Here is a 26,215-nt window from a genome sequence, read left to right as displayed (position 1 = left end):
GCAGGACCTCGCCAGCACACGCGACGCAACCTGAACTCAGGAGACACGCCATGACCGCCGCCACGCAGACGCAGAAGCAGGACTACGCCATCGCCGACCTCGGCCTCGCCGGATGGGGCCGCCGGGAGATCAAGATCGCCGAGAGCGAGATGCCCGCGCTGATGGCCATCCGCGAGGAGTACGCCAAGCAGCAGCCGCTCAAGGGCGCTCGCGTCACCGGCTCGTTGCACATGACCATCCAGACGGCCGTGCTGGTGGAGACGCTCCAGGCGCTGGGCGCCGAGGTGCGTTGGGCGTCGTGCAACATCTTCTCCACGCAGGACCACGCCGCCGCCGCGCTGGTGGCCGCGGGCACGCCGGTGTTCGCGCACAAGGGCGAGTCCCTGAAGGAGTACTGGGACTTCACCCACCGCATCTTCGACTTCGGCCCCGCGGGCAGCGACCACGAGGGTCCGAACATGATTCTGGACGACGGGGGTGACGCGACGCTGCTGATGCACCTGGGCAAGCGCGCGGAGAAGGACGCCAGCGTCCTGGCCAACCCCCAGAGCGAGGAGGAGCGGGAGCTGTACGCGTCCATCAAGGCGAAGCTGGCCCAGGACGCGACGTGGTACTCGCGCAAGGCGGCGAAGATCCTCGGCGTCACCGAGGAGACGACCACGGGCGTGCACCGCCTGCAGGAGATGTCCGCCAAGGGCACGCTCCTGTTCCGCGCCATCAACGTCAACGACAGCGTCACCAAGAGCAAGTTCGACAACCTGTACGGCTGCCGCGAGTCGCTGGTGGACGGCATCAAGCGCGCAACGGACGTGATGGTGGCGGGCAAGATCGCCGTCGTCGCGGGCTATGGCGATGTCGGCAAGGGCTCCGCGCAGGCGCTGCGCGCGCTGTCGGCCCAGGTGTGGGTGACGGAGATCGACCCCATCTGCGCGCTGCAGGCGGCGATGGAGGGCTACCGCGTCGTCACCATGGACTACGCGGCGGACAAGGCGGACATCTTCGTCACGGCCACGGGCAACAAGAGCGTCATCACCCACGACCACATGGCGAAGATGAAGGACCAGGCCATCGTGTGCAACATCGGCCACTTCGACAATGAGATCGAGGTCGCCTCCCTGGAGAAGTACCAGTGGGAGGAGATCAAGCCGCAGGTGGACCACATCATCTTCCCGGACGGCAAGCGCATCATCATGCTGGCCAAGGGCCGGTTGGTGAACCTGGGCTGCGGCACGGGTCACCCCAGCTACGTGATGTCCAGCTCGTTCGCGAACCAGACCATCGCGCAGATCGAGCTGTACTCGCACAGCGACAAGTACCAGGTGGGCAAGGTGTACGTGCTGCCCAAGCACCTGGATGAGAAGGTCGCCCGGCTGCAGCTCAAGAAGCTCAACGCGCAGCTCACCGAGCTGACGCCGGACCAGGCCGCGTACATCGGCGTCACGGTGTCCGGGCCGTTCAAGCAGGACACCTACCGCTACTAGTTCCCGGTCAGGTCGATGCCCGCGGGTGGCTGTCGTGGCCCCCGCGGGCGTCCCGACCGGAGGTGCTCAGCGCACCGCTTGATCCACCATCGTCCCGACGGTGAACCCATCCACCAGCGTCCCGTTGGTGGCCTGGGTCCTCAGCCAACACAAGGGCGAGCCGGTGGGCGTCGTCCACGTGTACGACACGGAGCAGGACGTGGGCGCGGGGCTCGCCGCGCAGGTGTCCACGTCGCGCACCACCGTGCCGCACGTCGTCTCCAGCGTCGCCGTGCGCGTGCCGTGGCTCGTGCCATAGTCCACGAAGAACTCCACCTGGAAGGTCCGGTTCGGCCCCACGAAGGGGAAGCGCGTCACCGCGTCCTCACGCAGGAAGCGCTGCAGGGGCAGCCCCTGTCCCTGCACGTGAATCGCCGTGATGAGCGGGCGCGGAGTGTAGGTCCCCTCCACGTCCACATCCCCGGTCGTCGGCGTCAATGAATACACGTTCACCGAAAGGCTCTTCGACACCGTCTGTCCCCGCGCGGTGGCCCGCACCTCGAGCGTGCACCGACCCGGCACCGAATTGCCCCACTCCGTGTACGACGCGGTCGGCCGGGTGAACACGCTCGTCGGACAGTCGCTCGTCCACTGGTAGGTGATGGGGTCTCCGTCCAGGTCGACGACGGACACGGCCAGCTCGGTGAAAGTGTTGGTAGGCATGTTCACCGACCCGTGGAAGGCCGACCGGATGAACGGCGCGATGTCCGGCTGCGGCGTGGCCGGCGTCACATCCCGGATGTCCAGGAACACGCCCACCGTGGTGCCCGCGACCACGGTCACCGTCACGGTGCCACTGGCGACCAGCACGGGGGTCCCCGTCCCGTCCTCCACGAACCCCTCGGCCGTCAGCGTCTGCGCCCCCGCGGGCAACACGAGCGTCCCCTCGAAGGTGTCCGACGTCGCCGAATAGGTCAGGGTTTGCGAGACATTGGCGGGCTGCGCGGTGACCACCAGGCTGTCGAGCTCCCCGCGGGCCAGGCCCTGCACCGACAAGCGCATCTCACCCGCAGGGCCCTCGGGCTGCCCCGCTCCTCCTCCGGCACATGCCAGCAATTGCACGACGAGGATGCTCGCGACGACACTCCACGGCTTCGACATGGGTTGCTCCTTCGATTGTGAAGACAAATCAAGACAAGCCTATTCGGCCCCAGGACACGCTCCCAGTGATGCGGCGGCGACCCAGGTATGTCTGGGTGAGCGGCATCGTCCGACGCCGGAGCCCGTGAAACGGACGCACGGACGAGGACTTGCGCGAGTCCGCCACCGGCGCGAAGACAGCCACCGGGGTGTCTCGTGTGAGGCCCCGCCATGGCCGACGGGCGCTTCCTCGCCGCCGTGGTCATCCTCGACCCCGCGCGCGGTGAAACGCCGGGCCAGGAGCCTCATCGGGATGGAGCACGACCTGTTCGACCGCCATCGTGCCTTCGCGGTGCCTCACGCGAAGCCCTGCTCCGCGCGGAGGGCCCATGGGCCCCGGACGCGGCGCGCGCCTGGGCTTCCACGCGCCGTGTCCAGGAAGCAACACGTCCCGACACGGAAGCTTGATGCACCCGGGGAGGCCCGGGTCTACGGTCGCCGGATGGGTTCAGCCGTTCCCGGCACGCCGGGCTGTGTTTCATCCAACGACGTCACCGCCGCCCCTCGCCCTTCCCGCTCCACGACGGCGCTCGTCCTCGCCGGGCTGTGCCTGCTCGGCGGCACGCCCGCGAAGGCCCAGCCGATTCCCCTCGATGAGTCGGGGGTCCCCGCCACCGCCGTCTCGCTCACCGTCAGCGGCGGCGTGTCGCTGGGGGTCTACGAAGCGGGCTTCCTGTACTACGCGCTCGCCTCGGCCCAGGGCAGCCAGGAGGTGGACCTGCGGCTGTTGACGGGCGCCTCGGCCGGGAGCCTGAACTCGCTGCTCGCGGTGATGGCGTCCTGTGGCGCCGAGCTGCCGCCCCCGGACCAATCCCTGTTCTGGCGGACGTGGGTGCCCGTCGGCTTCAACCAGCTCTTCATCCCCGCGTCGACCTCCCCGCTCGGCGTCTTCTCGCGGGAGTGGCTGGAGCGCGGCGCCGCCGACATCGAGAAGGCCTGGAACCAGGGGCTGCGCACGTCCTGTGACGTGGTGTTCGGCGTCTCCACCACGCGCGTGGAGCCCCGCGTGCTCATGGCCGCGAACGGCCGCATGCCCCTGCCCCGCATCGAGGAGAAGTTCGCCATCCGCATCCGGGGACGCGGCCCGGGCAAGCCCCCCTCCGCCACCAACTACACGACGCCCGGCAGCCGGCGCATGGAGCCGCTGCTCGTCACCGACGAGCAGGGCGAAATCGGCTTCCAGGCGCTGCGCGACCTCATCCTCGCGTCGATGTCCTTCCCCGTGGCCTTCCCGCCGCACGAGCTGTCCACCTGCGTGGCCAAGGAGTCCCAATCCCCCGCCGTGTGCCTGCCCAGGGAGGCCCGGACCGAGCGCTACATCGACGGTGGCATCTTCGACAACGCGCCCCTGCGCCTCGCGGTGGGGCTCGCCCGCGACGGCCTCCACTCCGTCGACGGCAGGCTGCAGTGGCGCGACGTCCCCACGCCCGGCGTGCGGCAGACGCCCAAGGGCATCGCCTTCGCGTTCGTGGACCCGGACGCCACCGAGTACCCCGTCCTCCCTCCCGCCCAGGCCCGCGCCACCTCCCGCTCCCTGCCCACCGAGCTCAGCGGCATCATCGCGGCGCTCGTGGACACGGCGCGCTCCAAGGAGCTGTCGCTGCTGCTGGAGGAGGAGCCCGACATCGCCCGGCGGCTCGTGCTGCCCCGGCGCCACTTCCCCGCCGCCAGCGCGCCGCTCTTCGCGTTCCTCGGCTTCTTCGAGACGGAGTTCCGCACGTTCGACTTCTACCTGGGCATGTACGACGCCCGGCGGATGCTGCTCGACGTGACGAAGGGCGAGGACCCGTTCGCCCGGCCCCGCGACGAGCCCGCCCAGGACCCCGGGAGCTGGGCCCCCTTCATCTGCATGCGCGCGGTGTACGACGGCGCCGCCGAAGCCCCGCGCGTCTGCGAGGGAGAGGCCCTGTCCGACTTCCGCGCGCTGCTCCAGGTGTCGCTCGACCAGCTCTACGACGCCTGCGCCAGCGCGGGCACCGGCAACATGGAGGCCACCTGGCGCAACCTGCACTGCGAGCGCGCCATGGCCGGAGAGCCGCCCCCGCGCGTGCCCGGTGTCTCACCCGAGCAGTGGCCCGACTGGAGGAAGAGCCCCAAGGAGCCGGAGCTCGACTACTCGATGCGCCTTTTGGGCGCGTATGGGTTCAGCTTCCGGGATCTGGGCGTGCCGCGCGGCCGGGGCGACCTGGCCATCGTCCGCATCCGCCAGTCCCTCGGAGCGGCGGTGAACCGGCTCACCGAGGTCCAGTCGGGCGACGACCGGCAGATGGTCAGCTTCGCGGGCAAGCTCGCCGCGGACACGGTGGCGTTCGCCGCGCCGGGCACGGTGCTGCACGTCACCATGGGGCCGGTGCAGAGCGAGGTGGGCGTGAGCATCTCCGCGTTCGAGGAGCAGCTGCCCACCGGGCTGCGCTTCACGGCGGCCCTCGGCTTTCGCGGGCTCGAGGACGTGCTCTCCTCCGGGACGGAGGAGTCCTTCGCGCTGGCGCCCGTCGGAGGGTTGGAGTTCCGGCCGAGCACCGACCAGTCCTTCCTCGCGCAGAGCCGCTTCAGCCTGCGCGCCGGCTGGATGTTCAGCGCGAATGACCGCTACGGCACCCAGGGCTGCGAGGGCCGAGGCGCCAGCCGGGTGACGGCGTGCTCCCGCGCCGTCGTGCAGGCCCTGGTGGGCGTGGCCATCCTGGAGCGCTTCCGCGTCCAGCTCATCGGTGAGTGGTACCCCGGCTCCCGCTCGCGAGAGACGCTGTGGTCCGTCGCGCCGGGCATCGGCGTGGAGCTGGGGCTCTGAGCGGGCGCGCCGTCACGACGTCGCGAGCCCGTGGCCCCGCAGCTTGTCCGGCGTGGTCCCCGTCATCCTGCGGAACATGGCGATGAAGGCGGACGCGCTGGAGTAGCCCAGCTCCAGCGCGACGACCTCCACGGCGCTGCCCTCCTCCAGCATCGCGAGCGCCTTCACCACCCGGAGGCGCTGACGCCACTCGCTGAAGGACAACCCCAGGTGCTGCCGGCACCGCCGCTCCAGCGTCCGCTCCGTGGTGTGCACCTGGCGCGCCCACTGGGCCAGGGAGCGCCCGTCCGCCGGCGCCTTCACCAGCGCCCGCAGCACCTCGCCGAGCAACGCGTCGTCGGACATGGGCAGGTAGCTGCCCTGCGGCGGCGCGAGCGAGAGCTGGTCGATGAGCACCCGCATCAACCGCCGCTCCGCGCTCGTGCGCGGGTACGCCACCTGGTGCTCGCGCAGGTGCTCCAACAGCGACTTCACCAACGGGCTCACCGCCAGCGCGCACGTCGTCCTCGGCAATCCCCGACACAGCGCCTTCGTGAGGTAGAGCGAGCAGTGGCTCGCCTCCGAGCGGTTCATCCCCCGGTGCTCCACGTCCGGAGGCAGCCAGATTCCATACTGCGGGGGCGCCAGGTAGTGGCCGCCCGCAAGCTCCAGCTCCATCACCCCGCTGAAGGCGTAGACGAACTCACCCCACGGATGGTGATGCCGGGGATACGTGGCCGCCGCGGGCAGCCGCGCCGTGCGGAAATACACGGGGTGCGGAAGCTTGGTGGAGAAAGGAACCTGGAGCTGCTGGGCCATGGCGGCTTCTCGGCATGGGTTGTCGGGTTCAAGCTATATGAATCAAGCCCGCCACACGCCATATCAAGGGCATGAGCACGCTTCGCAGACCCGTCGATGGCTTCGCGCTCGCCACGATGCTCCTCCTGTGCGCCCTCTGGGGCATCCAACAGGTGGCCATCAAGCTGGCCGCGTCCGACATCCCACCCCTGGCGCAGATGGCGCTGCGCTCGGGGCTCGCCGCCCTGCTGGTGGGTCTGCTGTGCCTGCTGCGCGGCGAGCGACTGGACCTGCGTGACGGCACCTGGCGCCCCGGTCTGCTGTCGGGCGTGCTCTTCGGCGCCGAGTTCCTCTTCATCGGAGAGGGCCTGCGCCACACGCACGCCTCCCACATCGCCGTCTTCCTCTACACCGCGCCCGTCTTCACCGCGCTGGGCCTGCACTGGCGCATCCCCTCGGAGCGGCTGCGCCGGGTGCAGTGGGTGGGCATCCTGGTCGCCTTCGCGGGCATCATGCTCGCCTTCGGCGGTGGCTGGCTCCAGGGAGGCATCACCCCGCGGATGCTCTGGGGCGACACGCTGGGGCTGCTCGCGGGCCTGTCCTGGAGCGCGACCACCGTGGTGGTGCGCGGCTCGTCGCTCTCCGAGGCGCGCCCCACGCACACCCTGCTCTACCAGCTGCTCGGCGGCTTCGCGCTCCTGCTGCCCATCGCGCTGTTCACCGGACAGACGGGCCACCTCTCCATGACGGGCACCGCCTGGGCGAGCCTGCTCTTCCAGGGCGTCATCGTGTCCTTCGCCAGCTACCTCGTCTGGTTCTGGCTGCTGCGCCGCTACCTCGCCTCGGGCCTGTCCGTGTTCTCGTTCATGACGCCCGTGTTCGGCGTCACCGCGGGCTGGCTGGTGCTGCGAGAGCCCGTGGGGCTGTTCTTCATCCTGGGCGCGGCCCTGGTGCTCGCGGGCATCCTCATCGTCAGCGCGCCGGGACTCCCGCGCACGGCCGCCCCCGCCGCGGGCCTCCGGCCGGGCCGGCTCGTTCCGTAATCCAGGTTCAACAGCACCCTGGATACACCGCCAGCGGATTCACCCGCCGCGTGGCCCGGAGCACCTCCGGAGGCCACGCACGCGGGCTTGCGACATTTCACGCGATTTCCCGTTCATCGGATGTGCGAGCCGGGCCGGCTCCGTTCCGAGCGCAGCGCATGACCCACGAACCGTGAATCGGGACGGTGTCGTCGCGGCCTTCGGCTCCACACAACCGTGATGGGAGAATCCAAGATGAAGTTCGTGAATCGTGGTGGCTGGGGCGCGCTGCTGTTGTCGGGGCTCATCGGCTGTGGCCAGGAGGCCCAGGACCCGGCGCCCGTGACACCGCAGGACGCGGTCCTCACCGCCGAGCAGGAGGCGCGCTTCCTCACGCCGCCCGCGGGCTGTACGGAGGTGACGCTCGGGGAGACGTTCAATGGCATCCAGCTGACGCCGGTGCAGTACGAGCGTCAGCCCACGTTCCGCGGCGACCTGACCAACCTGGGCGGCACCACGCGCGACGAGCTGCGCATCCGCCTGGACATGAACACGGCGCCGGGCCTCTACAACCTGGCCGCGGGCGGCGCGAACACCTTCACCTGCGAGCAGTGTGTCTTCGGCTACCAGGACATCGGCACCACGACGCAGAAGCTGTTCGTCGCGGACTCGGGCGCGCTGCTGCTCGCGCTCCAGCTGTCGCCGCAGCAGACGCTGGGCGCGCTGTCCAACGTGGTGCTGCGCGAGTCGGTGCTCGCCGCGCCCCGCTCCGGCCCCTACACGGGCTCCGCCGTGGTGGAGGGGGGCGAGTGCCGGTGGATCCGCTTCGCGACCTGGAACACCCTGCGCCCCGGCGGGTGTGACCCGCGTCAGGGCTCGCCGACGAGCGCCCTGCCGGACACGGCCTGCGTCGCGGACGACTACGCGGGCACGGACGGGACGCTGGAGCGCGCGCTCGGCACCAAGACGCAGGGCGAGTCGTGCACGCGCACCGCCGCGGCGAGCGAGTACGAGCTGGCCACCACCGACTGCGAGCAGGGCTTCGCGTGCACGGACCTGGTCTCCGACGACGCGCAGTGCCTCAAGACGTGCGACTTCATGGCCGCGAACCCCGGCTGCCCCTCGGGCACCGTCTGCGGTGTCTATGGCCTGTGCACCGAGCAGTCCGTGCTGGAGGGCCACGGCTTCGCGTTCGACCCGGCGCTCATCGGCCAGCCGTGCTCCGGAGGCTTCACCGAGTTCTGCGGCGTCGAGGGCGCCCGGGGCAGCTGCTCCGACGTGGATGGCGCCGGTCCCGCGGTCGTGACGTGCCACCCCTACACCCGCGCCCGCTCCGACTGCGGCCCGGGCGAGGAGCTGGGCTACGTCTACTACCCGCTCTCGGGTGGCGGCATCGACCGCACCTACAGCTACTGCTACCCCCTCAGCCCCTGAGTCACCCCGGCGGCGCCTCCCCCGCTCCCCGCGGGTGAGGTGTCGCCCTGGCATCCGCGGCGGCCCACGCGGACGACCGGGCCCGCTCCCTCGATGAGCGGGCGCGTGCCACTGGAACGCGGGCCGCGTCGGCCCCGGACGCAGCCCCCTCGCGCGCCGCGGCTCCCGAGCCGCCCGCACGGCCTCCGCGTCGCACGTGGCTCGCACGGGATGTCGGGCCGACGCGCGCAAGGTCGGGCGACTTCCTGCTTCTTCCTGGAAGAAGGAGGCGGTGGGTCCAGGCACACCGGCTGCACAGGGGACTGCGCACCGCCGCCCCCGCGCCCGGCCCGAACGCGAGCCCCCATGTTGATCCAGTGCCGAAGGTGTCACCGCAAGGTCTTCGTCTTCCAGTTCGAGAGCAAGACGCTCTGCAAGAGCTGTCTGACGCACGTCGCGAAGCCCGGCCCCATCCGGAAGAAGCCCTCGTACGTGGACCTGAAGAAGTCCCCCCACGACGCGCGCATCCAGAAGACCTTCAAGTCGATGAAGCAGGCGCGCCGGGAACAGGTCCGGCTTCGGCGGTCGGCGTCGGGCAGCCTGCTGAGCGCCCTGCTGGACCCGGTCCGGGAGTCCTCCCCGCCCCCGTCGCAGATGATGACCCTGGATGACACGGCGAGCATCCCCGAGCCCAGCGTGATGACGCTGCAGTGCATGACGCTGTTCATCCCCTTCGACGCGGGCAAGAAGTTCTACAAGGACAACGCGAAGCAGGGCACGTTCCAGGGGAACCTCGTCCCGACGGGCGGCTTCAACTTCGCGCCCCTGCAGAACGTGGGCGGCTTCCAGCCGCTCGCCGCGTTCAACACCAAGCCGTACCCGCACCACACGCCCTTCGAGAAGAAGTCGGGGTTCCTGGAGGAGGACGACGTGCTCGCCAACTACGACGCCATCGTCCTCAAGCACATCCAGGAGGCCACCAACGTGCTGGAGTGGAAGCGGCTCCACGCCAGGCGCCCCTACGACCTGCACAAGCAGCTCACGCAACGGGTGCCCGAGGTCATCTTCCTGTCGGAGGAGCTCAAGGGCGCGCCCTTCCCGGACGAGCTGCGCCCGTGCCCGGAGCTGACCTATCGGCGCATCGGCAGCATCCGCACGCTGCTCGACCCCGACGTGGACCCCAAGAACGAAATCTCCGCCTACGTCCTGCGCGACGAGATGTTCTCCTCACAGGTCCTGTACGAGGCCCGAGGCCTCATCCGCCAGGGCGTCAACCACCCCGAGAAGTGGCTCTGCGTGCAGAAGATCGTCCCCGAGTACCGCGTGTACTTCGAGGTCGCGGGCGTGCACCTGGACGCGGGCTACACCGGCCACACGAAGGACGACAAGAAGCACAAGGCGCTCGAGGAGGTGGCCCGCTTCGCCCACGACAACAACGTGGACGTGCTGCTGGGGGATTTGAACATGGACTCGTTCGAGCTGGGCGGAGGCTTCTTCCCGAACCGGTTCTCCTTCCAGGAGGGCTCCGACGGGAACATCCACCCCACGTACACCGTCTCCCACTCCAACACGAACGCGAAGAACAACTACATGGGAGGCATCATCGTGAACCAGGAGCAGGTGGACACCGAGTCCATCAACCTCCTGGGTGAGGACACGCGCTCCCTGTCGCGCACGCTGAACGACCACTTCTACTCGGACCACCCCGCCATCATGGCGAACTACGTGAAGTCCTTCCGCTGACGCGTCCGGAGCCTCCCCATGCCTCGCCACATCGCCGCCGTGCTGCTCTTCGCCGGACTGTCCGCGTGCGCCACCACGCCCGTCGACCCGGCGGCCTCCGCGAACGTCGCGTGCCCCACCGAGAAGCTCGCCTTCACCCGTGAGGCGGGCTGTCGCAACGACGGCGCGGTGGAGCTGTGCCTTCCGGCCGGCGACGCGGCGCTGCTCGCCCGCGTCCAGGCGCTCGCCCCCGGCGCGCGCGCCCTGGCCTCGCGAGGCCGCGCCGCGTGCGACACGGCCTCGGAGGTCCTGGTGCTGCTGCCCTTGGAGGCGCGGGACTGCGAGGCCCGACACGGCGCGCTCACGCCCGCCGCGTGGGAGCGGCTCTGCCGCGTCGCCGCGCTGCCCCAGGTGCGCACGCTCGTGCCCACCTGGTACGAGTGACACGCGGGCTACGGCGCCACGTAGACGCAGACGGCCAGCGCGCCGCAGCCAATCTCCACCGCGAGCTTGTTGCAGTCCGGCTTGAAGTCCGAGCGGTACAGGGTGTGGTTCTGCGTCCGCCGGTAGGGGCCGTCCACGCCGACGCCGCTGTAGTTGATGGACACGGTGAGCAGGCCGTTGTCCCCCGTCCCCGCGGGGATGAGCGTGGTGACGCTGCACGTGTCGCGGTTGTGGATGGGCAGGGGCTCGCCGCCCACCGTGACGCTGTTGATCTTGAAGTCCCCGTCGTTGTCGAAGCGGACGTACGCGGAGGAGGAGCGGTCCACCAGCTCCCCGTTCTCCATCGACAAATCACACGCGCCCGGCGTCCAGGTGCCCTTCTGGTACTGGCCCAGGAACGTGTTCGACCCGTTCTGCGGCCGGAAGCGCATCGTCTGCCCCTCGAAGACGACCTCGTAGTCGGGCAGGTTGTGCGTCGCATCCCAGCGAATCATCCGGGGGCTGATGAGCCGCCCCTTGTAGAGCCCCGCCGACGGCGAGCCGGGCAGCTCGCACATGTACACCCGGTCCGACGACTGGCCGGCGATGCCGCCGTAGGCCACGTCCGTCTTGTAGCCGTACTCACTGCCGAAGCGATTCCAGACACCCGTCACGGCGGAGTCGCCGCCCCCGGGGTTGTCGTCCTCCGCGCTGGAGTCACACGCGGACAAGGGGGCCAACAGCAGACATCCAAGGGAGAAACGCGCGAGGAGGAGGTTCACGTGCATCCTGATGAGCCGGCGATACACCGCTCGTTGAGCTGGATTTTTCCAGCGGAACCTAGAATTCCCCCGAGTCCCTCGTAAAGCAGCCCCCCGCTGGAAAAATCCCGCGGGGGGCGTGCGGTGCTCGAAGCCACACCCGCGGGGTCGACCCAGGGCGTCAGCTGGACTTGGATGCATGAAGACAGCAGTTTTCGCCCGGCGGTGCATCCCCCGGGGGTCCGTGATACCCCATGTATTCACGGGCTTTTGAGACCCCACGGTGGATGACTGATTCATAGACACCGCTGTCCGAAAACCGGGCGCTCCCCTGTGAATACAAAAAGCGCTGGTGAGACGGTGCTTTAACCCAGCCTGCGTCAGGCCTCTTTACACCTCGGACCCCGCAACCTGGAGCGCGGATACTCCAGGTTAATCTAGATTTGAGAGCTTCCCCACTCTTATCGGCCGAGTGGCCCGCCAGTTGCTGAGGGGACGAGCGCGCCGTCCGCGGCTGATGGGAAGGTCAGGCGGCGGCGCGTCCCCCCGAATCATCAGAGGAAAAGCACCATGTTCAAGAGAGCGGCAGTCCTCGTGGTGAGCTGTGGCGTGCTCGCGGCTTGTGGTTCCGAGACCGGCGACACGCAGCTGGAGAATGAGGAGATCAAGGCCAACCTGGTCGAGGCCGGCTTCCCGGCGGACGACATCATGGAGGTCGACGGTCTGGTGTACGTGGGCCGCGACGCCCACGTGACGCTCGAGGCCTCGCGTGAGATGCTGCAGCCCGTGACGCACGTGGAGCAGTACCGGACGACGAACCTGGTCTCCAGCAGCATCACGAAGATCTGCGTCAACCCCACCTCTTCGTTCAACAGCTACTCCCGCCTCAAGGCCGGTCTGACGGCCGCGGTCGCGAACTACAACGCGCTCGGCCTGAGCTTCACGATGGCCGTGGGCCCGACGACGGGCTGCAGCGCGAACATCACCGCGACGACGATGTCCGGCGCGGGTGGCTCGGCGGGCTTCCCCTCCGGCGGCCGTCCGTACGGCACCATCAACATCGGCACGGGCCTGCAGAGCTACAGCGCGGGCGTCAACGAGCACGTCATCACGCACGAGCTCGGCCACGCGGTCGGCTTCCGTCACTCCGACTACTACAACCGCGCCATCAGCTGCGGCTCCGGTGGTAACGAGGGCACGGCGGGCGTCGGCGCCATCCACATCACCGGCACGCCGACGACGGCGACGGTGGGCGGCTCCATCATGAACTCCTGCTTCCGCTCGTCGGAGACGGGCAACTTCACCAGCAGCGACCGCACCGCGCTGACCACGCTGTACTGAGCCCATGACGCGACCCCTCGGTTCCATCCTGAAACCCTGGGGTTCGCGCCTCGCGGGCACCGTGCTCCTGGGCCTCTGGGCCTGCGGGGGCTCGGTGCCCGCACCCTATGAACTGAAGGTCTGCGAGGAGCCGCAGCCGGCTGGTGTCACCGCGTTCACGCAGTGTGGCCCGTCGCTCGACTTCACGCCCATCAATCGCTACCAGGGCGCGCTCGCCAACATCCAGGAGCGAGAGGACGCCGTCGTCTTCATCAACGGCAGCTGCACCGGCACCTTGATTGCCGCGAGCGCGGGGCCGGTGGTGCTCACCGCGGGCCACTGTGTCGGGCTCGGGGACCGCTCCTTCGTGGTGTTCAACTTCGAGGACGAGGCGGACGGCGACCCGTTGATGACGGAGGGCACGGTCATCGAGCAATCGGCCGCGCCGGACTATGCCCTCATCCTGCTCGACACGCTCCCCACCGCCGCGCCCGTCCCGCTGACGACGCTGGCCACCGAGCGGCTGGCCGTCATCCAGCATCCGCGCGGCTCGCCCAAGGTCATCGCCGAGGGGCGCTACGCCGACGCGTGCAACCGGCTCGTCTACTACACGGACCTGGACACCCTGGTGGGCAGCTCCGGGGCCGCGGTGCTCAACGAGCAGGGCTACGTGCTGGGCATCCACACCGACGGCGACTGCGAGGTGTCGGGGCGCGGCGCGAACCGGGGCTGGACCGCGAGCGCCATCGTCGAGGCCTCCGAGTACCTCCAGGCAGCCGACCTCGTCGAGCGCTGAAGCCGTCCCGAGGTTACGCTCGGGCTCGCGCTCGGAACGTGATTGCCCGCATCCCGGGTTTACCGGGTCACATCCCGAGCGGGCTGGCGTGCGGCGGGCGTGCGAACTTTGCTAAGGGGGTGGGCATGTCTACCGCCCTCCAAAACCGTCCCGCCAGCCACCTGGCCCTCGGCCGCTTCGGCCAGTCGTCCTACATGATTCGCCGGCAGTTCTTCAAACTGTTCGGCGGCGCGTTCCACATCTACGACGCCGCGGGCAACCTCGCGTTCTACTCGAAGATGAAGGCCTTCAAGCTGAAGGAGGACCTGCGCATCTACGGCGACGAGCAGATGCGCGAGGAGCTGCTGAGCATCAAGGCGCGCGGCATCCTCGACTTCGGGATGACGTACGACGTGACGGACGCGTCCACGGGCGAGCGCGTGGGCGCGCTGCGCCGCAAGGGCCTGCGCTCCATCCTCCGCGACGAGTGGCTGGTGCTGGACACCAACGACCAGGAGATCGGCAAGATTGAGGAGGACAGCATGATGCTGGCGCTGGTGCGCCGCTTCCTCACCAACCTGCTCCCCCAGTCCTTCACCGGCACCGTGGGCGGCGCGCAGGTCCTCGCCTTCAAGCAGCGCTTCAACCCCTTCATCCAGAAGATCGACCTCGACTTCGGCATGGACCTCCAGAACCGCCTGGACCGCCGGCTCGGCATCGCGGCGGCGGTGCTCATGTGCGCCATCGAGGGCCGTCAGCAGTAGCGCTCCGCATGGGGTCCGGCCCCACTCACCGGACCCCTCGCCGGCGCGGCGAGGCCACGAGCAGCCGGGCGCCCCGAGGCAACGGCGCCTTATCGCCACCATGATTCAACTGCAACTCAGGAACAGGTATTCCCGGGACACGGGGCCGCCCATGGAAGCCTCCCGCCGCTTTGGGGAGTGAGGCGCCTTGCCGGCTGTTATCGACGGGCCCCGAGCGCCCTCCTCCACCACGACAGGGAAGCAGCCAACCGCCGTATCGCTCGGAGGCGCGGCCTTCCCGTTCGAGTGAACGCGATGACAGCACCCGCCACGATGTCCACCGCCCTGCCCTCCGTGGAGCCCCCGGCGGCGAGCCTGGCGACGACGAAGGGCCGGAGGATCCTCGGCATCGACGCCCTGCGGGGACTGGTCATGGCGCTGATGCTGGTGGACCACGTGCGCGAGTACTTCTATCTCCACGCGCAGGTCAGCGACCCGGTGGTGCTGGCGACCACGCCGCCCGGGCTCTTCTTCACCCGGCTGGCCGCGCACCTGTGCGCGCCCGTCTTCGTCATCCTCACGGGCGTGGCGGCCTGGCTCTACGGCCAGCGGCATGGAGGGCGCCGCGCGGCGTCCGGCTTCCTGTTCAAGCGGGGCCTGTTCCTGCTGGTGCTGGAGCTGACCGTGGTCAACTTCGCGTGGACGTTCCAGCTGCTCCCGCCGACGTACTACTTCCAGGTCATCGGAGCCATCGGGCTGTCGATGATGGTGCTGGCCACCCTGCTCCACCTGCCCCGCCCCGCGCTGCTGGGCTTCGCGCTGCTCGTGCTTCTGGGCCACAACCTGCTGGACCCCGTCCACTTCGCGGCGGGCGAGCCGGGGCACACCTGGTGGGCGCTCCTGCATGACCGGGGCTTCATCGACCTGCCGTGGGGCGCGCGGCTCAAGACGTCCTATCCCGTGCTGCCGTGGATGGGCGTCATCGCGCTGGGCTACGCGGTGGGGCCGTGGTTCTCGTCCCAGGTCCAGGCGACGACGCGGCGCCGGTGGCTGTTGCTCGCGTCCGCCGGCGCGCTCGCCCTCTTCGGGGTGCTCAGGCTCGTGAACGTCTACGGCGAGCCCCTGCCGTGGTCCGTCGGCGCGACGCCGCTGGAGACGGTCATGTCGTTCCTCAACCTGACCAAGTACCCACCGTCGCTCGACTTCCTGCTGCTGACCCTGGGCGTGGGCGCGGCGCTGCTGGCGCTTTTGGACCTGGCGCCGGAGGCCCTGAGCACGACGCTGGCGGTGTTCGGCGCGGCGCCGCTGTTCTTCTATGTCGTCCACCTCTACCTGCTCCACGCGCTGAACCGGCTCGCGCTCGCGGCCCTCGGCCCCAACCAGGGGACGCTGTTCAGCCTCCCCGGTGTCGGCTCGCTCTGGCTGCTGGCGGCGGTGATCACCGTGCCCATGTGGTTCGCCTGCCGGGCCTTCGCCCGCCTCAAGGCCCGCTCGCGCAGCCCCTGGATGAGCTACCTCTGAGGCCGGATGAAGGCGGCGAAGCGCTTGTCGAGCACGGGCGCCGCCTTGTCGACGGCGGCCCACGTGTCGTCGGCGAGCTTCGGCGCGTCGTGGCCGCTCTCGGTCGAGCGCCTGCCGAAGACGTGGATGAGGTCCTTCTTGATCCACAGGTCGTTCATGTTGTGGAACCAGCGCCACAGCAGCGTCTGGAGCGCGGGCTCGTCCCGGAGGTGGCCCGTCCACAGGCCCCGAGGCATCGCCTGCTTCACCAGCTCCGAGCCCTGGGCCTCCCGCCGGGCAATCTTCGCCAGCAGCGCCTGGTGCGCGGGGAAGCGTGACGTGTCCAGCAGCCCCCGCGTCACCGCGTAGCCGACGAAGAGCCCGGTGGTGACATCCGGATACCGCGCGAGGTCCCCCGAGCCCTTCACCGACAGGGTGACGGTGATTCCGTCATCGAACTCGAGCTCGAGCTCCAGGCGCCCCTCGGTGTCGAGCGGGTAGAGCCAGAAGGCGACGTTGAGCTCGTCCTCGTCCGCGAAGCTCGCCTTGCGGCCCGTGGGCGGCCCCAGCACCTTCGTGACCTCCGCCTCCGACTTCGCCTTCCACGGCACGCCCAGCACGTCCTCGCCCACCGCGGACCGCACCCAGGCGGTGGAGATGTAGGGGATGAACGACCTGGCCGTCTTCGGAACCGGCGGGAAGGCGTCGTGGAGGATGTCGTGAGACAGGACCAGCTCGATGCCCTGCTTGGGCGCGGAGACGTTGACCGAGTCCTTGTTCTCGCTCGTGGAGGCCGGCAGCTTCTTGCCCAGGACCTCCGTCACGTAGGTGATGACCTCCGGCGCATCCGCGCGACGCCCGAGCACCGACGCCACCTGCCGCGTCTTGGGGCCGAGCTTCGCCATGACGTCGGTGGGGGTGAACGCGGGCGCGGAGGTGGAAGGCCGCGGGGCCGAGGGCTTCTCGTCACCGTCGAGCCAGGCGGCGAAGTCGAACTCCGCCGTCTTGGGCACCTTCACCTTGTGCTTCTTCAACCAGGCGGCCAGGGCCTCGCGTCCGGCCCCGGCCTCCTCGTCGTCGAGGTCGTGGATGTCCGTCTCGCCCTGGGACCACAGGGCGAGGAACTCCTCCAGGCTGTTGGCGACGGTCTGCGTCTCACCCTCGGAGCCGAGCAGCGCCACGGCGGGCGGCGCCTTCCCACCGGGCTTCACCAACAGCAGCAGCGAGCCGTCCGCGAGGCTCAGGAAGGAGAAGGCGGCGGCGCGAAGACGGTCCGCCTTCTCCGGGCTCCACTCCTTCGGAACCGCCTCGACCACCAGCCCATCGAACCACCCCAGGGTTCCATGGTCTTGCTTGCCGACCCACTCGCCCACCTTCTGGAGCAGTGGGGGGAGCTCATGACCTTCGGGCACTTCGGACAGGTTCACGGTGTACTTCGGCATGGGCGGTCGGCTCAGCCTCCTGCGGAGGAGGATAGGCCGAACGCCCTGGCCATGGAGCGCCAGGACCTCACGGAAGGTTGCCCTCAGCCGGCGAGGCTCGCGGCACGCTCCTGGCGTGGAGCGGACAGCCGGGCGGCCAGCTCTCGGAGGGACGGCCCGCTGACGACCTCCAGGGTGGAGAGTCTCATCCCCAGCTCGCGCTCGACGGCGGTCACCAACTCCAGGGCCATGATGGAGTCCAGCCCCAGCTCCCTCAGGGGTTGGGTGACGTTGAGCGAGGATTCCTGCGTGCGCATGACCCTCGCCACGATTCGCGTCAGACCCTGGAGGAGGTGCCCACGTCGGGTGTCCTCGTCCATGCCCTCGAAGGCCCCGGACGCGGGTGCGCCGTGCTGTCCGAGGCCGGGAGCGCCAGCGGGCGCATCCATCAGCCCGACCAGTCGCCTCGCGCCGCTCCAGGGAACGAGCGCCTCGCCCCATCGTCGCCAGTCGACGTCCGCGATGGCGAGCTGGACGGGCCTCGCCTCCAGGACGTGCCCGAGCCCCTGGAACGCGGCGCGCGTGGACAGGCCTCGCAGGCCCAGGTGCTCCAGGTGGCGCGCCACGCTCGCGTTACGGGCGACGAGCCCGGCCTCCCCCAGCGCCCCCCATTGAATCGCCGTCGCCGGCAAGCCCTGCTGGCGTCGGTGCACCGCGAGCTGGTCCAGGAACGCGTTCGCCGCGACATAGGCCCCCTGCCCCGCGTTGCCGACGAGCGACGAGAGGGACGAGAAGACCACCCAGTGCTCCAGGGGCAGCCGCCGCGTCAGCTGATGCAGGTTCCACGCGCCCTGGGCCTTGGCGGCCAGGACCCGCTCCAGCGAGCCTCGGTCCAGTTGCTCCAGCGGCTTGTCCTCCAGGAGGGTGGCGCAATGGAAGACGCCTCGGAGCGGCGGTAGCCCCGCGTGGATTCGGGTGAACACCTGCTCCAGCGCCTCACGGCTCGACACGTCCACGGCGAGGGCCTGGACGCTGACGCCTCGCGCGCGCCACTGCGCGAGGGTGGCGCGCGCCTCCTCGGACCGGGCACCCCTGCGGCTCACGAGCACCAGGTGCCGAGCGCCCTCCTCGACGAGCCACCGCGCCACCTCCAGCCCGAACCCACCGAGGCCACCGGTCACGAGATAGGTGCTCTCCGACGAGAATCGCGGGCCGCGCGCGGGGGGGCGGACTCGGAGCCCCGGGTCCTTGATGGAGATGCACACCTTGCCGATGTGCTGACCTCGCGCCAGGGTCCGGAACGCGTCCTCCGTCTGACTCGCGGGCCAGGAGCGGGAGGGCAAGGGGCGGAAGCTGCCGTCCTCGAAGCGGGCCAGCACCTCCTGATACAGCTGGCACACCTCATCGGGGCGACTCCGCAGGAGCCGGTCGAAGTCCACCGCCGCGTACGTCAGGTTCTCGTTGAACGGGCGCAGCCGCAGCAGCTCGTCCTGCTCGAAGCTGGCCTTGCCCAGCTCGATGAACCGGCCGAAGGGCGCCAGGCACTCCACGCTGCGAGACACGACCTCTCCCGGCGAGAAGCTCAGCACCACGTCCACCCCGCGCCCGTCCGTCCAGGCGCGGACGTCCTCGGCGAAGCGCGTGTCACGGGAGTGGCTCACGTGGGTGAGCCCCTGGTCGCGCAGGTACTGGCGCTTCTCCTCGCTCCCCGCCGTCGCGAGGATGTCCGCGCCGCACCAGCGGGCCACCTCGATGGCCGCGAGCCCGACGCCGCCCGTCGCGCCGTGGATGAGGATGCGCTCGCCCCGCCGCAGCCGGGCCACCCGCATGAGCGCGTGGTACACGGTCAGGAAGACGATGAGGTTGGCGCCCTGTTCGAAGGACAGGTGCTCGGGGAGCTTCACCACGTTCCCCGCGGGCAGCACCACGTGTGACGCGATGAAGCCCGGGGCCACGCCGTAGACACGGTCCCCTACCGCGAAGCCCGTCACCCCCTCGCCCACCGCGCTGATGCGCCCGGCGCCCTCCATGCCGATGGCTTCGCCGATATAGGTGTCCCGCGTCACGCGCGAGGAGAGCAGGCCCAGGGCCTTCATCACGTCCTTGAAGCCGAGCGCCGTGGACTCCACCTCGAGCTCGACCTCGCCGGGGCCGGGGGCGCGTCGCGCCTTCGCCACGAAGCCGAGGGTGTCGAGCTGTCCCTCCTTGCCGAGGACCAGCTGGTACCCCATTCCCTCCGGGACCGGCTCCAGTTGCGGCGCCTCCGTGGGAGGCGTGAGCGTGTCGCGCACGAGCCGAACGGCGTGGAACAGGCCCTCGCGTTCGGCGACCTCCTGCTCCATGCCGAGCCCGCTCAGGCGCAGCAGCAACGCCTCGATGCTCGACGGCTCTGCGTCCAGGTCCACCACGGTGAGTCGGAGGTCCGGCCGCTCCGTCATCGCGGTCCGGGCGAGCCCCAGCAGCGGCGCGAGGCAGAGCGACGGCAGCTCCCGATGTGTCGCGAGCCCGCTCGTGAGGAGCCCGGACGAACCCGTGGCATCGCGTCCGAACACAGGCGCCGCTTCAGCATGGAGCACCGCGCGCTGAGCCTCGACCACCGCGTCCTCGATGCGCTTTTCGTCTGAAGGGTTCTTGAGCGGACCGGTTCGGCGCAGGCCAGACGCACCGGCGGCGTCAGGGAGAAGCTCGACTGACTCGGCGCGGGTGGCGAGGACATCTCCACCCGAGCTGTCCATGGGTCGACCCACGAGACTCCGCCCGGATGTCTGGGCAACGCCCGATGACTGCAACACAGACGCGGCACGCGTGGTGCGAACATCCTCAACAGAGAGCTCCCCGAGCTGACCAGGATCGAGCCGCTCAGTCGGGTGGGCAGTGTCGGACAGGGGCTCGACAAACTCGGCGCGCGTGGTGACCAGGTAGTAGCGGTCGATGCGCCCTGGACGCAGGGCTTGAATGCACCGAAGCAGCGCATCGGCCGCGTCCACACCTCGTGCGACCGGCGCTTCGCTCTCGGGCGTGGCGGCAAGCCAGCGCAGGTCCACGAGCCGCACCTTGGCACTCTCGGGCAGAGCCGTGAGCGTCGCATCCAGTGCGGTGGCATCGGAGACAGCGTGCCACTGCGACGTACTCGTCCCAGGTACCGCACCGCCCATCACCACCCACGTCACCTCTTCGCGCGCCACTGGCTCCGAGGGCTCGAACCGCTCCCATCGTCGCGAGTACACCGAGCGCTCCAGGAGCACCGCTTCGTCCGTACGAACCCTCGGCAACAGTCGGCACGTCAAGCCCGTGACCTCGGCCACGACGACACCGTCCTCGCTCAGCAAGGTGATGTCCCCACGCAACGTCCCCTCCCCTACCGAGCGGAGCCGTCCATGGGACCAGAGCGTCCGTCCCGGCGACATCAGCACCTCGATGCAGTCGACCCCCGTGGGCACGATGTCGTGGTCCGCGTCATCCATCGCGGCCGCGATGAGGCTGTGGAACGCCCCGTCGAGCAGCACGGGATGCAGGTGGTATCCCCGCGTGTCCACTCCGGCCGGCAGGTCGAGTCGCGCGAGCACCTCCCCCGGAGCGCGATGCAGTGCACTCACCACGCGGAACGCAGGTCCATACCGCAGCCCTCCGCGCTCGAGTGACGCGTAGAGCGCCTCCGGCCTCGTCGACTCCGGCAAGCGCGCACGGAGCGCCGCCACCTCCACGAGGCGCGAGCCCCGCCCCGACGACATCAGCCTCCCGCGTGCGCAGACCACGGGCTGCTGCCCTTCCTCCTGACGTTGAACGACGAAGCGGGACGTCTCCGCGGAGAACCCCAGCCGAAGACGCGGGCTCGTCTCAGGGCTGAGCACCACCGCGGAGCTCAGCTCCAGCTCCTCGATACGGCAACGCGCATCCCCCGTGAGCGCATGCCGCGCCGCCAGCGCCAGCTCCACATGCCCCGCGCCCGGGAAGAGCAGACTCCCCGCCGCGTGATGGTCCGCGAGATAGGGCACCGCCGCGAGGCTCAGCTCCGCCGTCCAGGCGCCCGGCTCGGAGTCCACCAGCAGCGGGTGTCCTCCGAAGGCACGGCGTCGACTCTCGGAGCGCACGCTCTCCCCCCAGTAGACCTTGCGCTGCCAGGGCATCCTCGGAGCACCGACGTACGCCCCAGGGCCGAAGTAGCCACGCCAGGCGACGTCCACCCCCAGGACATGGAGCCGCCCGAGCGCGGAGGTCATCGTCTCCTGCTCGGAAGCCTCCCGCACGAGCGACGCGAGCACCTCGCCCTTCATGCCCGCCGTGCTCGACACGTCCCGGATGGACGAGGCCAGCACCGGGTGCGGCCCCACTTCGATGAACGTCCCATGTCCATCCTCCGCGGCGGCACGCAGTGCGTCCGCGAAGCGCACCGAGCCCCTGACATTGTTCCACCAGTACGTCGCGTCATGGCGCTCGGGCTCCGTCATGAGCCGCCCGGACACCGTCGAGTAGATGGGCAGGCGCGGCGCGTTGGGGCGCAGCACGGCCAGCGCCTCCAGCAGTTCTCCCTGGAGCGAGTCCATCAAGGGGCTGTGATACGGCACCTCCACCTGGAGGAACCGATTGAAGCGCTGAGCGGCGGCCAGCTCCGCGGCCACACGCTCCAACGGAGCCCGCGCCCCCGCGAGCGTCACCGAGCGCGCGCTGTTGATGGCGGCGACGGCGATACCCGGGCCATGACGCTGGACCCACTCGAGCGCCTCCTCCGGCCCCAGACCGACGGCCAGCATGGCCCCCTGCCCCGCCACCCGTTGTTGCAGCCGGCTGCGATGGAAGGCGGTCAGCAGCGCCTCCCGCGTGTCCAATGCCCCCGAGGCCCATGCGGCGCCGACCTCACCGATGCTGTGTCCCACCACCCCATCAGGCACGACGCCCCACGATGCCCACAGGCGCGTGAGCGCCACCTGCAACACGGCATTGGCCGGCTGCGCCACCTCCGTGCGGGTGATGCGTGACGACGCCGCGTCGCGCTTCAGCTCCTCCGCGATGGACCACCCGGCCAGCTCGCGGAAGAGGCCATCGCACGCCTCAACGGCCTCACGGAAGACGCGCTCGGTGGCCAGGAGCTGTCGCCCCATCGCCCACCACTGCGGCCCCATGCCCGTGTAGACGAAGAGCACCTTGCGCCGCGCCTCGACCGGGTCCGCGACGAAGTCCAGCCCCGGCACATCCCGCTCGCCTCGCGCGATGGCGCGCAGCGACTGGACCAGGGTCTCCCGATTCGCGCCTCGGAGGGCCAGGCGATGGCGTGGATGCGAGCGGTGCACGGCCGCGTCACGGCACAGCTGCTCCGGCGTCGCGCGCCCCTCCTCCAGCCAGACCGCGTACCGCTCCGCCAGCGCGGACAGCGCCTCGTTCGACTTCGCCCCCAGGACGAGCAGGTGCGGACGCCCCTCGGGACGCTTGGGTGTCAACCCGGCCGCGCGAGGCGGCGGCTCCGCCAGGACGACGTGCGCGTTGGTTCCGCCATACCCGAACGAGTTCACACCGGCGAAGCGCGGCTCGGTGCTTCGTGGCAATGCCTCGGGACGCGTGGGGATGTGCAGCCCCAGGGTCTCGAGCGGAATCTGGGGGTTCACCCGTCCCAGGTGCGGATGAGGCGGGACCAGGCCATGTTCGAGCACCAGGGCTGCCTTGATGACGCCGGCCACGCCCGCCGCGGCCTCCAGGTGTCCCAGGTTCGTCTTCACCGAGCCCATGCGGCAGCGCTCCGGGCCCGTCCGACCCGCGCCCGTCACGGTGCCGATGGCGCGCGCCTCGATGGGGTCACCCACCGGCGTGCCCGTGCCATGGGCCTCCACGTACGCGACGCGCGACGGGTCCACGCCCGCCTTCGCGTAGGCCTCTCGCATCACCGCCACCTGCGCGTCCGCGTTGGGCACGGTGATGCCCGGCGTCCGTCCATCCTGGTTCACCGCCGTGCCCAGGATGAGCGAGTGGATGGGATTGCCGTCCCGCAGCGCCGCGGACAACGGCTTGACGACGAGCACCGCCGCGCCCTCCGCGCGCACGTAGCCGTCGGCCTGGTCGCTGAACGCGTGGCAGCGACCTCGGGGAGACAGGAACCGCCCCTTCGACATCGTGATTTGCGTCTCGGGGAGGAGCAGGACGTTGACGCCTCCGACGAGCGCCGCCTCGCTCTCGCCCGCCCACAGGCTCTGGCAGGCCAGGTGCAACGCGACCAGCGATGAGGAGCACGCCGTGTCCAGCGACACGCTGGGTCCTCGCAAGTCGTAGAAGTACGACAGCCGGTTGGAGAGCATCGTCAGCGTGCTCGCCGTCGCCGAGTGGCTGTCGAGCCGCTCCCGGTTGTCCGGGCTCGCGTGCAGGATGAGGTTGTCCATCATGAAGCCGCCGACGAAGACCCCCGTGCGGCTGCCCGCGAGGGTGCTCGGCGGCAGGCCCGCGTCCTCGAGCGCCTCCCACGACACTTCCAGCATCAAGCGCTGCTGCGGGTCCAGCGTGTTGGCCTCTCGCGGGGTGATGCCGAAGAAGCCCGGCTCGAACTCACGCAGGTCCTGCTGGAGCAACCCCGCGCGCTGCACATAGGTGCGCCCCGGTGCGCGGCCCGAGGCATCGTGGAACTTCTTCGCGTCCCAGCGCCCCTCGGGGATGTCGACGATGCACTCGCGCCCCTCCATCAACACCTTCCAGAACCCGTCCGTGTCCTCGATGCCGCCCGGCAGGCGGCAGCCGATGCCGACGATGGCCAGCGGCTCGCGCGCGGGCTCCACGTCCGCGCGGCCCGGTGAGGCGCGGGTGGGCCCCCGCCGCTCCTTCGACACGACGGGCACGGGGACCTCGTGGCCCGTCACGCTCCGCAGGACCTGGGCGGGCGGGACGGTGCCGCTCGCGTCCCGGAAGACCGCGCGCACGTGGCCGGTGACCACCGGACGCCCGGGCTCCGAGGGACGTCGGAACTCCTGCTGGAAGTAGAGCCACTGCTCGTCCCAGGAGACCAGCCGCGTGCCCAGCTCATAGGACTCGAACAGGCGCAGCGAGTCGCGGAACTGGAGCGACGTCGCTCCGACGGGAACCACCCACCGGTGTCGCAGCACCTGGGGCAACAGGCCCGCGCGCACGAGCAGGTCCATGCGCCCCAGGTCCATCATCGCCAGGTAGCGGCTGTTGTTCATGTGGCCGAAGAGGTCCAGGTCCGAGGGCAGGACGCGCCATCGGGTGACGCTCTCCTCGAGCGGGCCCACGCGGCCTCGCAGGGCACCGTGCAACAGGGTCTGGAACAATCGGAGTGAGGGCTTCATGGGGAATCCTTTCGGAGGAGGTCTCCGAGGACGTTGCGGCGCAGGACGATGGAAGCGGCGAGGACCCCGGACATCAGCGACGCGCCGACGCCCACCGAGACGGCGTCCTGTCCCACCAGGAGCAACCCCTGGATGGGCAGCCGCGAGCGGAGCCACGGCTGTCGGAAGCGCTCCGGGCTGTGCTCCAATCCGTAGATGGAGCCGCGCGGTCGGTGGGCGAAGTGCGCCGTGCTGAGCGGCGTGGACAGCTCCTGGTACTCCACCCGCCCCTTCAGCTGCGGGAACTGCTCCAGGACGACGCAGAGCAGGCGCTCGGAGAGCCGGGCCTTGAGGTCGTCGTACTCGGCCCCTCGACGGCGCCAGCGCGTGCCCTCCCACTTCTCGAACCAGTCATAGGGCGCGGGGCACAGGGCGGTGAGCGTGGAGCGCCCCGGGTGGCGCTGGGCCCACGAAGGGTCTCTCGCCGAGGACGAGCTCAGGTAGACGACGGGCAGCGGCGCGGAGACGGCGCGCGTGAAGGCGCGCAGGTTCGCGTCGTGGTCATACCCGGCATGGACCCAGACATTGGTCGCCGGCAGGGCCACCTCGTCGGGCGCGCCCTTCAGGCCCAGGTACAGGCCGAGGTGACCAATGGACTGCGGAATCCGCTGGAGCCCCCGCGTCACCTCGGGCGGCCTCCAGGGCTCCGGGAGCAGCGAGCCCAGGGTCTGCGCCGCGCCCGCGCCGCTGATGACGTACCGGGCACGCAGCTCCTCGCCGTCGGTCAGGCGCACGCCCAGGGCGCGGCCATCCTTCACGAGGATCTCCTTCACCTCCGCTCGGACGCGAACCTGCCCGCCCGCGCGGGTGATGACCGGCGCGATGTGGTCCAGGATGCCGCCCGCGCCACCGACCGGGTAGCACGCACCCTCCAGGTAGTTCTCCGCCACCAGCGCGTGCATGGCGAAGCTGCTGTGCCCTGGAGGCAGCGCGTAGTTCCCCCACTGCCCCGTGAGCACACCCAGGAGGTGCGGGTCGGACGTGAGCGAGGACAACACGTCCCGCGTCGTGCGGTCCGAATGACGCCGGAAGGGCCAGCCGAGCACGGGGTGCGTGAGCGGCGTCATCCACCGGGGCAGCACATGCTGGAGGAAGTAGCGCTGGGAGGCGCGCTCCACGCCGTGCAGCAACTTCACATACGCGGCGATGGCCTTGCGCTCGGACGGGAAGGTGTCGCACAGCTCGGCCTCGAACGCCTCCGCGCCGGTGACGTAGTCATGACACCTGTCCGCGAAGACGAGCCTGTCGTAGACGCGGTCCATCCGCGCCCAGCCGAGCGCGCCCTCGGTGACGAAGTCGAAGACGCGCCGCAGGGGCTCGTCCGGGTCATGCAGCTTGCCCAGACAGTGCACGCCGACGTCCCACTCGTAGCCCTTGCGCTGGAAGGTGTGCGTCATGCCCCCGGCGACGGAGTGCCGCTCCAGCACCAGCACCTTCAGGCCATGGCGGGACAGGACGGCCGCCGCGCCCAGCGAGCCCATCCCCGAGCCGATGAAGATGACATCGAAGGACGCACCCGTGGCGGACGCGTCGGCGCGTCGAGAAAGCAATCCCATGACGGTGGACTC

The 26,215-nt window shown here is 70.0% G+C and carries 16 protein-coding genes; 10 read left to right on the top strand and 6 right to left on the bottom strand.

Annotation, left to right across the window (positions count from 1 at the left end; all coding sequences use genetic code 11):
- Positions 1 to 50: 50 nt before the first annotated feature.
- Entirely contained in the window at positions 51 to 1,481 is a 1,431-nt protein-coding gene (gene ahcY / locus AC6JA9_RS13380) for an adenosylhomocysteinase (protein ID WP_223748951.1), read from the top strand.
- A gap of 66 nt (positions 1,482 to 1,547) precedes the next feature.
- On the opposite strand, the gene AC6JA9_RS13375 is transcribed toward ahcY, so the two are convergent.
- The gene (locus AC6JA9_RS13375; protein ID WP_408891082.1) at positions 1,548 to 2,621 is read right to left on the bottom strand and encodes a hypothetical protein; all 1,074 of its coding nucleotides are present in this window, start codon (positions 2,619 to 2,621) and stop codon (positions 1,548 to 1,550) included.
- A gap of 481 nt (positions 2,622 to 3,102) precedes the next feature.
- On the opposite strand from AC6JA9_RS13375, the gene AC6JA9_RS13370 reads away from it, so the two are divergent.
- Complete coding sequence (locus tag AC6JA9_RS13370) at positions 3,103 to 5,448, top strand: patatin-like phospholipase family protein (RefSeq protein ID WP_497959858.1); 2,346 nt, start codon at positions 3,103 to 3,105, stop codon at positions 5,446 to 5,448.
- A gap of 12 nt (positions 5,449 to 5,460) precedes the next feature.
- Here AC6JA9_RS13370 and AC6JA9_RS13365 read toward each other — a convergent pair whose 3' ends face one another.
- Complete coding sequence (locus AC6JA9_RS13365) at positions 5,461 to 6,246, bottom strand: AraC family transcriptional regulator (protein ID WP_223748948.1); 786 nt, start codon at positions 6,244 to 6,246, stop codon at positions 5,461 to 5,463.
- Between the two features lie 71 nt (positions 6,247 to 6,317).
- Here AC6JA9_RS13365 and AC6JA9_RS13360 point away from each other — a divergent pair, with 71 nt between their 5' ends.
- The 4 genes from AC6JA9_RS13360 to AC6JA9_RS13345 all read left to right on the top strand — a co-directional run bounded on the left by AC6JA9_RS13360 (position 6,318) and on the right by AC6JA9_RS13345 (position 10,826).
- Positions 6,318 to 7,268, top strand: coding sequence for a DMT family transporter (locus tag AC6JA9_RS13360; protein WP_223748947.1), 951 nt, complete (start codon positions 6,318 to 6,320; stop codon positions 7,266 to 7,268).
- A gap of 234 nt (positions 7,269 to 7,502) precedes the next feature.
- Positions 7,503 to 8,681, top strand: a complete 1,179-nt coding sequence (locus tag AC6JA9_RS13355) for a hypothetical protein (protein ID WP_267697063.1) — start codon at positions 7,503 to 7,505, stop codon at positions 8,679 to 8,681.
- 345 nt (positions 8,682 to 9,026) lie between these two features.
- Entirely contained in the window at positions 9,027 to 10,403 is a 1,377-nt protein-coding gene (locus tag AC6JA9_RS13350; protein ID WP_223748945.1) for an exonuclease/endonuclease/phosphatase family protein, read from the top strand.
- Between the two features lie 18 nt (positions 10,404 to 10,421).
- On the top strand, positions 10,422 to 10,826 hold the full coding sequence (locus AC6JA9_RS13345) for a hypothetical protein (protein WP_497959856.1): 405 nt from the start codon (positions 10,422 to 10,424) through the stop codon (positions 10,824 to 10,826).
- Between the two features lie 8 nt (positions 10,827 to 10,834).
- Here the strand turns inward: AC6JA9_RS13345 and AC6JA9_RS13340 are convergent, their stop codons facing one another.
- Positions 10,835 to 11,545 carry a hypothetical protein gene (locus AC6JA9_RS13340; RefSeq protein WP_223785299.1) on the bottom strand — a complete coding sequence of 237 codons (711 nt, stop codon included), beginning with the start codon at positions 11,543 to 11,545 and terminating at the stop codon, positions 10,835 to 10,837.
- A gap of 591 nt (positions 11,546 to 12,136) precedes the next feature.
- Between AC6JA9_RS13340 and AC6JA9_RS13335 the strand changes: the two genes are divergently transcribed.
- The 4 genes from AC6JA9_RS13335 (at position 12,137) to AC6JA9_RS13320 (ending at position 15,925) form a co-directional block, all read left to right on the top strand.
- On the top strand, positions 12,137 to 12,907 hold the full coding sequence (locus AC6JA9_RS13335; protein ID WP_223748942.1) for a zinc-dependent metalloprotease: 771 nt from the start codon (positions 12,137 to 12,139) through the stop codon (positions 12,905 to 12,907).
- A gap of 4 nt (positions 12,908 to 12,911) precedes the next feature.
- Positions 12,912 to 13,682, top strand: a complete 771-nt coding sequence (locus tag AC6JA9_RS13330) for a trypsin-like serine peptidase (protein ID WP_223748941.1) — start codon at positions 12,912 to 12,914, stop codon at positions 13,680 to 13,682.
- A gap of 125 nt (positions 13,683 to 13,807) precedes the next feature.
- On the top strand, positions 13,808 to 14,425 hold the full coding sequence (locus AC6JA9_RS13325; protein ID WP_223748940.1) for an LURP-one-related family protein: 618 nt from the start codon (positions 13,808 to 13,810) through the stop codon (positions 14,423 to 14,425).
- A gap of 294 nt (positions 14,426 to 14,719) precedes the next feature.
- Positions 14,720 to 15,925 (top strand): acetyltransferase domain-containing protein, encoded by a 1,206-nt coding sequence (locus AC6JA9_RS13320; RefSeq protein ID WP_497959853.1) that lies wholly within the window; start codon positions 14,720 to 14,722, stop codon positions 15,923 to 15,925.
- Here AC6JA9_RS13320 and AC6JA9_RS13315 read toward each other — a convergent pair.
- From AC6JA9_RS13315 to AC6JA9_RS13305, 3 genes are all read right to left on the bottom strand, one after another.
- Positions 15,916 to 17,346 carry a hypothetical protein gene (locus tag AC6JA9_RS13315; protein WP_497959851.1) on the bottom strand — a complete coding sequence of 477 codons (1,431 nt, stop codon included), beginning with the start codon at positions 17,344 to 17,346 and terminating at the stop codon, positions 15,916 to 15,918. The two genes, AC6JA9_RS13320 and AC6JA9_RS13315, sit on opposite strands and share 10 nt — an antisense overlap.
- Before the next feature lie 83 nt (positions 17,347 to 17,429).
- Positions 17,430 to 24,608 (bottom strand): SDR family NAD(P)-dependent oxidoreductase, encoded by a 7,179-nt coding sequence (locus AC6JA9_RS13310; protein ID WP_497959849.1) that lies wholly within the window; start codon positions 24,606 to 24,608, stop codon positions 17,430 to 17,432.
- A complete protein-coding gene (locus AC6JA9_RS13305; RefSeq protein WP_497959848.1) occupies positions 24,605 to 26,203 on the bottom strand; it encodes a phytoene desaturase family protein in 1,599 nt (532 codons plus the stop codon). Before AC6JA9_RS13305 ends, AC6JA9_RS13310 begins: the two co-directional genes overlap by 4 nt.
- Positions 26,204 to 26,215 lie beyond the last annotated feature (12 nt).

The organism is Myxococcus sp. MH1 (assembly GCF_059738865.1).
The sequence above is the reverse complement of the archived record's forward strand: the minus strand, read 5'-3'. Positions and strand labels throughout refer to the sequence as shown.